Origin of the sequence: Paenibacillus pinihumi DSM 23905 = JCM 16419 (genome assembly GCF_000422505.1) — a bacterium.
Taxonomy (GTDB): Bacteria; Bacillota; Bacilli; order Paenibacillales; family Paenibacillaceae; genus Paenibacillus_D; species Paenibacillus_D pinihumi.
The window spans coordinates 164,215-176,241 of record NZ_KE383868.1 but is presented as its reverse complement, the minus strand read 5'-3'; the positions used below and the strand labels follow the sequence as shown (position 1 = coordinate 176,241).

Annotated in this window: 12 protein-coding genes and 1 pseudogene; 9 read left to right on the top strand and 4 right to left on the bottom strand. The window is 43.0% G+C overall.

Annotated features, from left to right (window positions below):
* Nucleotides 1-94: 94 nt before the first annotated feature.
* Nucleotides 95-760: an NAD(P)H-dependent oxidoreductase gene (locus H583_RS0128430; protein WP_028563444.1), complete on the bottom strand. Its 666-nt coding sequence runs from the start codon at nucleotides 758-760 to the stop codon at nucleotides 95-97.
* A gap of 279 nt (nucleotides 761-1,039) precedes the next feature.
* Here H583_RS0128430 and H583_RS0128425 point away from each other — a divergent pair, with 279 nt between their 5' ends.
* The 9 genes and pseudogenes from H583_RS0128425 (at nucleotide 1,040) to H583_RS0128385 (ending at nucleotide 10,252) form a co-directional block, all read left to right on the top strand.
* On the top strand, nucleotides 1,040-2,185 hold the full coding sequence (locus tag H583_RS0128425) for a YdcF family protein (protein ID WP_028563443.1): 1,146 nt from the start codon (nucleotides 1,040-1,042) through the stop codon (nucleotides 2,183-2,185).
* A gap of 233 nt (nucleotides 2,186-2,418) precedes the next feature.
* The gene (locus tag H583_RS0128420) at nucleotides 2,419-2,892 is read left to right on the top strand and encodes a MarR family transcriptional regulator (protein WP_028563442.1); all 474 of its coding nucleotides are present in this window, start codon (nucleotides 2,419-2,421) and stop codon (nucleotides 2,890-2,892) included.
* A 109-nt stretch (nucleotides 2,893-3,001) separates the two neighbouring features.
* Nucleotides 3,002-4,212 (top strand): annotated as a pseudogene (locus H583_RS34625) (MFS transporter).
* Nucleotides 4,213-4,295: 83 nt separating this feature from the next.
* Nucleotides 4,296-5,195 (top strand): MORN repeat-containing protein, encoded by a 900-nt coding sequence (locus H583_RS35750; RefSeq protein WP_051237169.1) that lies wholly within the window; start codon nucleotides 4,296-4,298, stop codon nucleotides 5,193-5,195.
* Nucleotides 5,196-5,475: 280 nt separating this feature from the next.
* Complete coding sequence (locus tag H583_RS0128405; protein WP_028563441.1) at nucleotides 5,476-5,757, top strand: ArsR/SmtB family transcription factor; 282 nt, start codon at nucleotides 5,476-5,478, stop codon at nucleotides 5,755-5,757.
* Between the two features lie 150 nt (nucleotides 5,758-5,907).
* The gene (locus H583_RS0128400) at nucleotides 5,908-6,975 is read left to right on the top strand and encodes an LLM class flavin-dependent oxidoreductase (RefSeq protein ID WP_028563440.1); all 1,068 of its coding nucleotides are present in this window, start codon (nucleotides 5,908-5,910) and stop codon (nucleotides 6,973-6,975) included.
* 123 nt (nucleotides 6,976-7,098) lie between these two features.
* Nucleotides 7,099-8,280 (top strand): MFS transporter, encoded by a 1,182-nt coding sequence (locus H583_RS0128395; RefSeq protein ID WP_028563439.1) that lies wholly within the window; start codon nucleotides 7,099-7,101, stop codon nucleotides 8,278-8,280.
* 231 nt (nucleotides 8,281-8,511) lie between these two features.
* Complete coding sequence (locus H583_RS0128390; protein WP_028563438.1) at nucleotides 8,512-9,015, top strand: sigma-70 family RNA polymerase sigma factor; 504 nt, start codon at nucleotides 8,512-8,514, stop codon at nucleotides 9,013-9,015.
* Nucleotides 9,008-10,252: an anti-sigma factor gene (locus H583_RS0128385; RefSeq protein ID WP_028563437.1), complete on the top strand. Its 1,245-nt coding sequence runs from the start codon at nucleotides 9,008-9,010 to the stop codon at nucleotides 10,250-10,252. The genes H583_RS0128390 and H583_RS0128385 overlap by 8 nt, the downstream gene beginning before the upstream one ends.
* Before the next feature lie 132 nt (nucleotides 10,253-10,384).
* On the opposite strand, the gene H583_RS0128380 is transcribed toward H583_RS0128385, so the two are convergent.
* The 3 genes from H583_RS0128380 to H583_RS34615 all read right to left on the bottom strand — a co-directional run bounded on the left by H583_RS0128380 (nucleotide 10,385) and on the right by H583_RS34615 (nucleotide 11,990).
* The gene (locus H583_RS0128380) at nucleotides 10,385-10,789 is read right to left on the bottom strand and encodes a hypothetical protein (RefSeq protein WP_028563436.1); all 405 of its coding nucleotides are present in this window, start codon (nucleotides 10,787-10,789) and stop codon (nucleotides 10,385-10,387) included.
* A 414-nt stretch (nucleotides 10,790-11,203) separates the two neighbouring features.
* Complete coding sequence (locus tag H583_RS0128375) at nucleotides 11,204-11,440, bottom strand: hypothetical protein (protein WP_028563435.1); 237 nt, start codon at nucleotides 11,438-11,440, stop codon at nucleotides 11,204-11,206.
* Between the two features lie 76 nt (nucleotides 11,441-11,516).
* Nucleotides 11,517-11,990, bottom strand: a complete 474-nt coding sequence (locus H583_RS34615) for a GNAT family N-acetyltransferase (RefSeq protein ID WP_081667639.1) — start codon at nucleotides 11,988-11,990, stop codon at nucleotides 11,517-11,519.
* Between the last annotated feature and the right edge of the window lie 37 nt (nucleotides 11,991-12,027).

The following is a 12,027-nucleotide window of genomic DNA, read 5'->3' as shown; positions in this document are numbered from 1 at the left end:
ATACCTATTATATTTAACACGTCCAAGCATTAATATTATTGCATGTTTGATGACGATCCCTATTTGCAAAGGTATGGAGTAGTGCCAGCTTTAGTTACCGCCACTCCACAACCTCATCCAGATTTTGTCTTGCTTTTGAACGATTGGGACCGTCTTGCCGATATCCGAAAGCGACCATACAGGATACCTCGAAATCGCCGGCTTTCATGATACCCTCATTTTGTAAAATAGAGGTGACCTGGTTTTTATCAAAACCTTCAATCGGACAGGAATCAATGCCAATTTGTGCCGCAGCTGTCATCATGTTTCCTAATGCGATGTAGGTTTGTTTGCTTGCCCATTCCGAAATGAGACGATCATTGTTTTCAAGCCTTGTGTCGACGAAGGATTTATAGACACCGGAAACACGTTCTAAAACTTCATCAGACAGATGCTGAATGCCTGTCATCATTTTAATCACATGAGCCGAATCATGCCTTAAGCCTTGCCTGGCCAATATAATGACAAAGTGGCTGGCAGTAGGCAGTTGCCCTTGGGCGCCACGGGATACAGATTTTAATTTTTCTCGAAGAGCTGTATTCTGGATGACGACAAACCTCCAAGGCTCGAGGCCAAATGAACTTGGAGACAATCTTCCTGTTTCCAAAATAAAATGAAAATCTTTATCCGAAATCTTTTTGCTGGTGTCAAATGCCTTGCATGCATATCTGAATTGGAAAGCTTTTAAAATTTCTTCTTTCTTACTCTCTGTTCCGATCATGTAAAACCAACCTTCCTTTGCTGTGTTTATTTTTGGGAGCACTTCGCTATACTTCATCCGGCTTCCCGTTTCTTGCATCACCCAGTACGATCTTGTCCCTTCTGAAGGTTATGATCTGAAAAATGAACATGATGTCTTTCACATCTCTATATTATAAACAGAATTTGCTGTTTACAATAGGTTTACCTAGTCTTCATGCCACTCTAACAAATCAATGTTAACTTTAATAGGCTAGTAATCAAATCCCATTATAATGCGGATGAGGACGTGGAGGACAACATGAAGGACATCAGGAAGAAATTGGGCATAGCTTTAGTTGTTACGATGACTACCGTTACATTTGCAACGGCGTATGGAGCAGCAACAGCTCCAGTCAGAGCTGCAGCAGTAGAGAATATCCATGTAAATCCGATCAGAAATGATGAACCGACATACCAAAGAATCAATCAATATAAGGAATTGGCAATGTATTATTACTGGCATGGCGGTGATATTCAACAGTCAGAGAAGGATATTTTCAAAGGAATTACGCTTAAAGGAAAATACGACGTTGTGGAAAATGCCTTTAAAGAAGCAACGCTCCTTGACCCGTTGGATTTGAATTTGAAATTCTCACTTGCTTCCACACAAATCATTCAGAAAAAAGTTCCGGAAGCTTTACAAACCTATAAGCAGATTTTGAATTTGGATCCTAATAATTTTAATGCAAACTTGCTTTATGGCGTGTATTCGAAGGCAAGTGGAGACGATGCTGCCTACAAAGCTTCTGTTGCAAAGCTGAAGCAGATCGATGTCCAGAAAACAAATATGTATCTGCAAAAGCTGGAGCAAACAGAAAAGATATTCAATGAAAAACTGATCACAACTGCACCGGCAAATGTACAGTCCAAGAATCATGCGATTGTTATTCTGGGTTACGCGCTTGCTGATGACGGAACGATGAAGGAGCCGTTAATTGAGCGCTTGAAAACAGGTCTTGCAGTAGCTAATAAATATCCGAATTCTAAAATTATTGTAACAGGTGGAGTACCAAAGCAAGGAATCACAGAAGCTGATGCCATGAGCAAGTGGCTGATTTCTCAAGGCATTAATAAGGATCGCATTATTCTTGAAAATAAATCTACGGATACCGTTGAAAATGGTCTGTTCTCCACTGCAATTCTGGAAAAAGAAGGCCTAAAGGATGTAACGGTCGTAACAAGCGCAAGCCACATTCGCAGAGCACTCGCTGTCTTTAAAGAAGCAGATCATTTTTATAGCAAAATGAACGGCAAAGCCGGTAAACGAAATTTCACAAATGCTGTGTATTTGGATTACAAGTCTCTTGAAGAAGCCCAACAAGTGTCAAAGGATGAAAAGCTGGTTATCTACCGTGACCTGCTCAGAACTTCCGGCATTTGGCAATATCCCGAGTTGCAAAGGTAGTTTCAAATTAGAAATGCAGAAGAAAGCTTTCTGACAACATCCCCTTAAGTAGACCGTGCCCGCAGAGCACAACAGAGTTTACTTGGAGGGGATGTTCTTTTTGTCCCCAAAATGCTTGTTTCCGGGATAGACAGATGATATGATCTTAAGCAAAAAGAAGTCAGTGACACGCATTATTGAGCCTATGCTGAGAGAAGGCTTGAGACCATTGCCTACAGCGGGGAGGACAGGCCATGAATAAAAAAGAACAGGTCATGACGGGTTTCAGGGACTTATTCAACAAGATGGTGTGGCTTAACAAGTCCAAGATGGAAGACAGTCTTAAGGGGTATAAGCCTTCTGAAGTCCATTGCATCGAATATATTGAAAAAAATGAAGATTCCAATGTCACAAAACTTGCGGAGTCCTTTTATATGACCAGCGGCGCCATAAGTAAACTAACGAAAAAGCTCATGCAAAAGGGCCTTATTGAAAGCTACCAGAAGCCGGACAACAAGAAAGAAATCTATTTCAGGCTTACGGATCAGGGGAGAGACATTTATAACATCCATGAAGAACTGCACCAAGAGTTTCAAGAGCGGGATAAGGCTGTATTTGAGCAGGTAACCGAGGAGCAATATGACAGTATGCTTCGCTTCATGGAGAAGTACAGCAGACATTTGGATGCAGAAATAAAGAAACAGGGTATCGATATGAAGTCGGAATAAATTTAAATCATGAATATCAAACCACAGGCAGCCAGGCTCTATTGAGCCGGTTGCCTTTTTATCTTCACTTTTTGTTTCCGAGGAAGAAAAATTTAAGGAGGGACTTTAAGTGTTCTTTAAAGAACAAACTGTAGATAAAAAGGCTTTACTATTCGGTCTTATGTCTGTGTTTCTTTGCGGAATAAGCTTCAGTATCATCATGCCTGTCGTCCCATTCTTAGTGGAGCCTTATATAAACAATCCGGGAGATCAAGCGATAGTTGTTGCGCTGTTAACCTCTGTTTATGCAGTCTGCGTGTTTTTTGCAGCTCCCGGGCTAGGCGCTTTGAGCGACAGGTATGGCCGCCGTCCATTACTCTTAATATGTCTGTCTGGTTCGGCAATCGGGTACTTTATTTTTGGCATGGGGGAGCTCTATGGGTACTGTTTGCCGGGCGCATAATAGAAGGTATAGCAGGCGGGAGCATAAGCACTCTCTTTGCATATTTTGCAGACATCACGCCTAAAGAACAGCGCACCAAATACTTTGGGTGGGTGAGTGCTGTTGCAGGCGCAGGCTCGGCTATTGGCCCGGCTCTAGGCGGGTTGATTGCCAAATTTGGTTATTCTGCACCTATGTATTTTGGTGCAATCATAACTTTGTTAAATGTTGTTTATGGCTTCTTTTTTATTTCTGAGAGTCTTGACAAGAATATGAGACTGAAAAAGATTACCGTTGTAAGACTGAATCCATTCACACAGCTTGTAAACGTGCTTTCCATGAAAAACTTAAAAAGGCTGCTTGTCTCCGCGTTCTTAATTTGGTTGCCCAACGGATCTTTACAGGCCGTTTTTTCACAATTTACAATTGATACTTTCAATTGGGCACCTGCACTCATCGGACTTATCCTTTCAATTATGGGCGTCCAGGACATCATTTCCCAAGGCTTCATTATGCCAAAGCTGTTGAAAAAACTTAATGATACACAGATAGCGATTGTTGGAATGGTTTCGGAGATTATAGGCTACACGTTGATTGCGCTATCAGCTTTGTTCTCATTCTATCCGCTTATTATCGCCGGAATGTTTATATTTGGTTTTGGTGATTCCATCTTCGGACCTTCATTCAACGGGATGCTATCCAAGTCTGGCGATTCCAGTGAACAAGGAAGGATTCAAGGAGGCAGCCATTCTATTCAGGCATTAGCAAGAATAATCGGGCCGCTCATTGGAGGTCAAATTTATATATCACTTGGTCATGCCGCACCTGCTTTTATGGGCATGATCCTTATCTCAGCGGCAATACCCATTTTGTATAAGGGTACGCATGTAAATAAGTAACCGCGCTTCAATTTAGGGGCAGCAGGATATTTTAATGATTATGTAGAATTTATTGGATAAAGCTGGATTGAAGGGGGCAGGAAATGAGCTTTAAAGCTTTTGAAAATGAGCTGCCGGATATTTATATTTTGGCTAATCATGCTGAACAAAGTCTGGATTTTGATCACGTTCTTGCTTTAAATCATTTAAAAGAAATAGGGCGGTTACTCGTTAAAAAGATTCTTGCGAATGAAAATGTGGAAATTGATGATACGGACCCATTTATTAATTTAGCAGCAATTATAAGAATTGATATCCTGCCTGGCCAAATGGCAGCTGCATTGAAACAGTTGGAGTACCTGGATACTAGAGAGAGTTCCATTTTCATTGGCCTTGATCAAGTGAAAAAATTAATGTTGGAGATTTATGATATGACAGCCTGGTATTACAGGACTTTCATAAACGATCAATTTACTCCGCCCCCGTTATTGCTTAAGCCCCAAATTGCTGCATTGATTACTCCAACCGGACATGATACACAGCCTTCAGTAATAAAATCTGTAATTCATATTGACAACAAAACAGTTGAAGGGATTTGGGAAAATGAAAAGAAGAACTTTATTGAATATGAAATTGGCGAAACCTACCAGGGAGAAATCAAAAATGGATTGAAAAGTGGAAGTGGTGTTTATCGTTGGTCAGATGGATCGAAGTATGAGGGGCAATGGTTTAATGATTGCGAATACGGATATGGTCTTAAAGAATACGCTAATGGTGACAGCTACCTGGGAGAATGGAAAGACGGGCTGTTTCACGGGAACGGAACGTATAAGTGGAACGACGGCACCATTTTTGAAGGCAGCTGGCAAGATAATCTGGAACATGGATATGGAACCAAAGTTCATCGGGACGGATTCGTGCAAAAAGGGTTCTGGACACGCGGGGAGCTGGTTTTCAATAAAGATCAACTGGATGAAAGCAAACCTCTAATTACTGAAGATTAATGTAAATCTTCCATTCTTTATTGTTAAGCGTTTACAACAGAATATGTATTTGGCATTATTTTCTTGATATGCAGGGCTTCATAATGCTCCGGAGTAGCTAGGTCAGCCAAAATAGGCTGATCTTTTTCCTTTAGAAATAAATAGACGCAGGAAATTTATTGAAAGTCCTGCAATTACACGTGTAGCGTCAAAGAACCCCCCTTTACTTTTAAACGGCGTGGTGGTACTATTGATTTCGATAGTTATAGAACTGCAGAAATGGTTCAGGGAGGTGATACGAATGGGAGAAAATCAAGAAGATATGGGGCAGGCGGTTAAATTGTATAAAGCTTTGGGGGAACCTACCCGACTGAAAATCGCTTTACTGCTCGCTAAAGAGAGTAATTTATGCTTTACCGCAATCGGTGAAAAGCTTGAATCGGTTGCAGGATCGACGCTATCGCATCATCTGAAGCAATTGACGGACTCCGGCTTGATTGATTCTCGCAAGAATGGATCGTATATTCACTATAACGTCAATCGAGAAATAGCGGAAAAATTTGCGCCCTATTTGCTGGCGTAATTTTTTTGAAAATCAGTTCTATAGATTTAGAACTGTAGAATAGATTAAAACTTGCTTCTAAATCAAATTTAACGAACGAGTCGATTTGTAATGATTATTCAACAGTTTTTCTAATTATCCATATTCTAAATTATAAAGGAGAGAATATCGATGAGCGACCAAAAGAATACAATGGAGATTGGAATTAGCACGTTCCTCCATGCAAAACCCGGAAATGGCGGTGTCTCGCACGCCCAGAGGCTGCGCCAAGCAATAGAAGAGATTCAATTGGCAGATCAAGTCGGCCTTGACGTCTACGCCATCGGCGAGCATCATCGAATCGACTACACAAGCTCATCACCAGCCGTCATTTTGGCATCCGCTGCCGCTACAACAAGCCGGATCCGGCTCTCAAGTGCCGTGACGGTGCTATCTTCAAATGATCCGGTGCGGGTATATCAGGACTTCGCAACGCTGGACGGTCTGTCGAACGGACGAGCAGAGATCATGGCAGGACGGGGTTCGTTCATCGAATCGTTTCCATTATTCGGTTATGGCCTGGAAGATTATGAGGAGTTGTTCGAAGAGAAGCTGGAACTGCTGCTGAAGATTCGCGCTTCCGAAAAGGTGACCTGGCGCGGGGGTCATCGCCCGGCGATTGACAACATGGGTATCTATCCTCGTGCACAACAGGAACCTTTGCCTGTCTGGGTTGGCACGGGCGGCAGTCCGGAATCGGCCATTCGGGCCGGATTGCTGGGGCTTCCGATTGTCTTCTCAATCCTGGGCGGGATGCCGCAGAGATTCGCACACTTGGTGGAGATTTATAAGGAAGCCGCAGCAAGAGCAGGTCACGATCCGAATAAGCTGCAAATTGCTACCCATTCGCATGGATTTATTTCGGATACGATACAAGACGCAACAGAACGGTATTACCCTGTCATGGCAGCCCAAATGAACCAGATTGGACGGGAGCGAGGCTGGTCTCCTTATACACGTGCCTCGTACGATTCAGCCCGCAGCCTTAACGGCGCTCTTTATGTTGGAGACCCCGAATATGTTGCAGAGAAGATCGTACTATTGCACAAGAACCTGGGCTTGACACGATTCCTGTTGTACGTCGATTTCAGTTCATTGCCGCATCGCGATTTGCTGCGGACGATTGAGCTTCTTGGCACCAAAGTAGCTCCTATTGTCCGGAAGGAGCTTGCACGTCAAGCGTCTGGCCGTAGCATTTAAAGCAGAGGACAAACGCTTGAAAACAAGAGGCCTGATTGGACCGGGAATGGTATCAGCTAATTTTTTTTAGTCATAATTTCTACAGATTTAGAACTGTAGAATTGAATAGGAGAGAACCAGATAATGAGAAATTCATGGAAAATTTATATTTTGGCCATTATCAGCTTTTTAGTCGGAACTTCGGAATTCGTAATTGCCGGCATTTTGGATATGCTTGCAAGTGATGTTGGTGTGTCGTTAGCAGCGGCCGGCCAGCTGATTACAGTCTACTCGCTTGCTTATGCCATTGGCACTCCGTTTCTAATTGCATTCACGGCAAGAATGGATCGAAGAAAGCTTATGCTGTCTGCTTTGGGATTATTTTTCATAGGGAACTTGATTACGGTCACCACCACAGGCTATGGCATGCTGATTGGAGCAAGAATTATTTTGGCGATAAGTACGGGGGTATTTATGGTCGTCGCTCTGACCGTTGCGGCCAAGACATCTCGTCCTGAAAGACAAGGCAGCTCTATCGCTAAAGTTCTTTTGGGCTTTAACCTCTCCCTCATTCTCGGGGTCCCGCTTGGGAGGATTATTGCAGGCTCGTATGATTGGAAAATCATTTTTACGGGGATCGGAGCACTCACCTTGATCGCGATGCTGGTCCTTTTGCTGGCAATTCCGAAATCGGAAGGAGAGGCTCCCGTTCCTATTCGGGAACAGCTCGCTTTGTTAAAGAATCCCCAAATCTCTGTCGCACTATCGATCAGTTTTTTCTGGATATTGGGATATACGATTCTGTACACCTATATAACGCCGTTTCTTCTGAGCATTACGGGAATGAGCGAGCGGATGGTAAGCATCGGATTGTTTGCATTTGGGCTGGCTAGTCTTGTAGGCTCCCAAGTTGGCGGATACGGTGCAGATAAATGGGGGATCCCCCGCACAATGATTGGAGGCTTGCTCTTTCACTCCGGAATATTATTTTTACTGGCGGCGTTCTCCCATTCTGCCATGTTCGTGTTACCTTTGCTCATGCTTTGGTCCTTTTTCGCTTGGTCGACGGGTCCGGTTCAACAAGTGTATTTAATCGGAATGGCTCCTCAGGCTTCAGGAATCATATTGAGTTTGAACAATTCTATCGTGCAGTTGGGCATGGCAGTAGGGGCTGTAATCGGGGGCATCACTGTAGAAAAGATTTCTCTTACAGCAGCCGGTTGGCTGGGTGGAATAGTTGTCGCAATTGGAATAATACCGGCTATTTATTCTTTTTCCATGCATCGCAGATCCGCAAGCGGAACGCAGAATGAAATCGGCAAATAATACTTGATACAGCTGAGTAAAGCATGAGAGAATGGTTCGAATAACGAGAAGTAACGAAATAAGTCAAGCATATCAAACAAACAAGAGTATAAGTTGACAGCTCTTGCTTGTTTTTCATTTCCCTTCGAAATTGAAACAGGGCTGCTCACATTGTTCTGAGCAATTTAAATTTTTTTATGGAAAACTGTAACTTTAGTTCGTCTGATCCGTGATTAGGGCAGGGGGGAGAAAATGAAGGGAAACCATCTGGATGGTATTTACCAGCATTATGTGCAGGATGTCTATCGCTATTTGCGCTCCCTCTGCTACGACCATCATACGGCAGAAGATTTGATGCAGGAGACCTTTTACCGGGCATATTTTTATTTGGAAAATTGTCAGGACGAGAAGGTTAAGCCATGGCTATTCCGGGTTGCCTATAACGCTTATGTGGATTACAAGCGCAAGGAGAGCCGTACTACACTGCAGGCCCCTGATTATTTTCAGCGTCTTGCAGATCTTCATACCCCGGAGGATGAGCTGCTGCGTCAGGAGCGTTGGAACGAGATCGGACGAGTTTTATCCGGGTTGCCGGAAAATCAGCGGCAGGCGATGCTGCTCATCGATTTTAATCAGCTTACGTATCAGGAGGCTGCAGACATTATGGATATCCGATTATCACATGTGAAGATTTTGCTGTTTCGAGCAAGGCAAGCGGTACGGGGGCAGGGGCGAGGGGAGGATCAGAATGGGTGAGGATTTCAAACGGAAGTTACAGGATTACGCTGAAGGCAAGCTCACTGATGAAGAGCGTGAAGAAGTAGAGCGTGAAATGGAGAAGATGGAGGTCTATCAAGCTTATTTGGAGGAAGTAATCACACATTCAGACCAGGAGCTTGCCGATGAAGGGGGAGAGAGGCAGACGACTCATAATCACATGCCAGCATCTTCATTAAAAGAAGCCGTTATTATCCGGCGTGGAAAATGGAAGGCACGGATAATGAATGTCTTTACGGTACTAACAGTCCTGCTAGTGCTGACCGTGATTAGCACGATTATTACTGGCGTATTCTACGGGAGCGGCACGCCGGACCGGATGAAGGCTTACCGGGATGTTGTGGAGTCGGCAGTCGCTGTTTCCTACCCCAATGTGAAGGTTAATATGAATGGATCCGGTAATGTTTTTTTTACGATGGACTTTACAGGCAAGCTGAATAAAAGAGTCGGTGACGAAGAGATTGCTGTGGGAGATTTTTCGATGCGGTTTCTGATGAATCTGGCATCCGCGCCGAATATTACTTGGCAAGGCAACACAATGGGGGGCAATAGTTTTTTCTATCATCCCGATTATAAGCCGACAGATCAAAGCGAACAGCAGGAGACTAACCGCAGGGAAGAGGATCGGCTTGACCATAATGAGTGGGTAAAACTCGAGAAGCTCCCGGAAGGAACGGTGGCAGAAGCCTATCTATCATTGGACCGGTTATTCTCGACAGATGAATTATTAAAGCAATTCGAGCATAAGAACATGGAGCCAGTCTGGTTCGCGGTGGATACTGGTCTTGATCCGAAGGATGATGATAGCGACAGAGTCATCACACACCCGGTGGGTTTCCCATACTGGCCGATCTGGCAATCAGATGATTTGACTGTGGACTTCTACTCGGAACAAAAGACGGGGTGGTTTGGCAAAGTAGAGTCCAGCGGCGGATCTTATCCATCACTCGAATCCTATGGGGATGGGGAAAAGAGAAACGGGTACTTCAAGAAAACCTTATACATGCTGCAGAAAAATAAAAGCATTTCAACCAAAGTAGCTCCTTTTCTCCAGTTAGACCACACAATCGATTATGTAGAACAAAATGGTGTAAGGCTATATGGAGCTGTTATTACCGGCCCGGTTAAAGAGCTGCTAAAATTGCGCAAGGAGCCGTGGATCAGAGATTTAAGAGTTGGTGAAGTGCAACTGTGGAACTGGCAATCGCGCGAGTAGGGCAGTGAAGAAATCAGCTGATAAATCAATATATATGTAGTAACTCAAGCAGGCTGCCGTATTGGCAGCCTGCTTGTTGAGTTGAGGTAACATTATTTTCACGGCTTGTCTCTGCAGAAGCCTGAAATAAGATTACAGAGGTACGGTAATTGAAGGGAAGTTGGGGTTAGCAACAAAGGTATTAGTTGTGCCCCAAGCAAGTTGATTGCCGTTTGAACCAATTGCTCTAATTTCTATTTTGTAGGCGCTAAACTGCTCCATTCCGACATTTCTGTATTGAGTACCCACTGACACACCCTGAGTCCCCCACTCAACTAGGCTGCCATTTTTATACACAAAAAACTCATAGTAAGATGCGCCAGGAACAGTTCTCCAAGAAACATTAGCAAAGAAATAATTCTGAACAGAAACCGACGCAGGATTGACAACACTAGCGACTGCTGGGGCAGCAGCTGGAGCGCTGTCTTGGGCATAAGCTGGAATAGCAGCAGTAAGTAAGAGAGCGGTTGTAAGTACAGATGCAAACATTTTCTTCATTCGTTATCACACATCCTTTCAATTTTTTGATACCTGAGTCCATTGAGTAAATTAATGTCCCAAGCACCTTAATATTACCATTAGTGACAATAAAATATAAATAATACCAATTAACTATTTTGTAGTTTAATTTGAAATTTTTGGTACTTAAGACGTGGATATTCGCTACTATCCCGGTACTGTGCCCATGGAACGAATCCTGTAGTAACCTGTAAAATAAAATGGAGTTGTGGGGAGGCGGGAATCGGTCACACTTAGGAAAATATCATCGTGACTGCGTTCCACAAGCAATAAGCCCCTGCCGTTTTGGCGGAGGGGCGAGGGGCGAACTTGAAAAATTTTCAGGTCTAACTCTAGTTCGATACCTATATGGCATCCTTTATAATACCCATACTTCTGATTCACAGAAAAAAATTAATCCAGAAGAGCTTTTTGCAATGAGCTTTTCATTGATTCAATAAAACATTGACGTGTATCTTCAGATAATTCTAATAAGGAAAGATAAGGATTTAAGTCTTCTAATTCGACTAATAAAAGCTCCCCTTGTGTGGTTCGACAGGCATCAACCCGTTGAATCCCCCAGTCAAGATTATTCCAATCAATGAAACGTTCAGCAAAAGCTAAGTCTGTTACAAATAGTAGGGTCTTCATTACAACATTACCTGCTTTCCATAGATTATTTCAAAGCTTTTATATACCACGCATTCATAGCAGAATGCCCAGAATCTTACAGTGGTTCTGGTAAAACTACAAATCCAAATTTTTCATATAATTTGCAAGCAGCTTTTAATTCATGCTGGGTTTCTAAATAGCACTTTGTATAATGTTTTGAGGCGAATAACAAAGCTGTTTCCATGAGTTTTCTTGCAAGTCCTAAACCTTGTGCTTTTGGAGTTAAGTAAAGCTTTTGCAATTCACAAACATTTTCATGTTCGCTAAACGGTGCTATGCCAATACCACCAACAACTTCTTTTTCCATTTCTGCTATCCAGTAGTTTGCATGTTTAAAATTATTATAGTGATGGAGATCGTTAAGTTGCGGGTCAAAGTAAGCTGTTCCAGGAATCGCTAAACCAAGAGATTCTAATGAATCTTGTATTAAATTTGCAATAATGATGCTTAATAAATTAGAATACCGAAAAGTTGGCGTACTCGGAGAGTTTATGAAAGGAATAATATAGATGTCGCAGTTTACCGGCATTGGCGCGGCGGCCGCGATTGGGTGGTAATAGTAACAT

Excerpts from the sequence above, each read along its gene's own strand:
- H583_RS0128400 (WP_028563440.1), top strand. The coding sequence starts at position 5,908 with ATGAGCGACCAAAAGAATACAATGGAGATTGGAATTAGCACGTTCCTC.
- H583_RS0128385 (WP_028563437.1), top strand. The coding sequence starts at position 9,008 with ATGGGTGAGGATTTCAAACGGAAGTTACAGGATTACGCTGAAGGCAAG.
- H583_RS0128375 (WP_028563435.1), bottom strand. The coding sequence starts at position 11,440 with ATGAAGACCCTACTATTTGTAACAGACTTAGCTTTTGCTGAACGTTTC.
- H583_RS0128405 (WP_028563441.1), top strand. The coding sequence starts at position 5,476 with ATGGGAGAAAATCAAGAAGATATGGGGCAGGCGGTTAAATTGTATAAA.
- H583_RS0128390 (WP_028563438.1), top strand. The coding sequence starts at position 8,512 with ATGAAGGGAAACCATCTGGATGGTATTTACCAGCATTATGTGCAGGAT.
- H583_RS0128420 (WP_028563442.1), top strand. The coding sequence starts at position 2,419 with ATGAATAAAAAAGAACAGGTCATGACGGGTTTCAGGGACTTATTCAAC.
- H583_RS0128425 (WP_028563443.1), top strand. The coding sequence starts at position 1,040 with ATGAAGGACATCAGGAAGAAATTGGGCATAGCTTTAGTTGTTACGATG.
- H583_RS34615 (WP_081667639.1), bottom strand. The coding sequence starts at position 11,990 with ATGCCGGTAAACTGCGACATCTATATTATTCCTTTCATAAACTCTCCG.
- H583_RS35750 (WP_051237169.1), top strand. The coding sequence starts at position 4,296 with ATGAGCTTTAAAGCTTTTGAAAATGAGCTGCCGGATATTTATATTTTG.
- H583_RS0128380 (WP_028563436.1), bottom strand. The coding sequence starts at position 10,789 with ATGAAGAAAATGTTTGCATCTGTACTTACAACCGCTCTCTTACTTACT.
- H583_RS0128430 (WP_028563444.1), bottom strand. The coding sequence starts at position 760 with ATGATCGGAACAGAGAGTAAGAAAGAAGAAATTTTAAAAGCTTTCCAA.
- H583_RS0128395 (WP_028563439.1), top strand. The coding sequence starts at position 7,099 with ATGAGAAATTCATGGAAAATTTATATTTTGGCCATTATCAGCTTTTTA.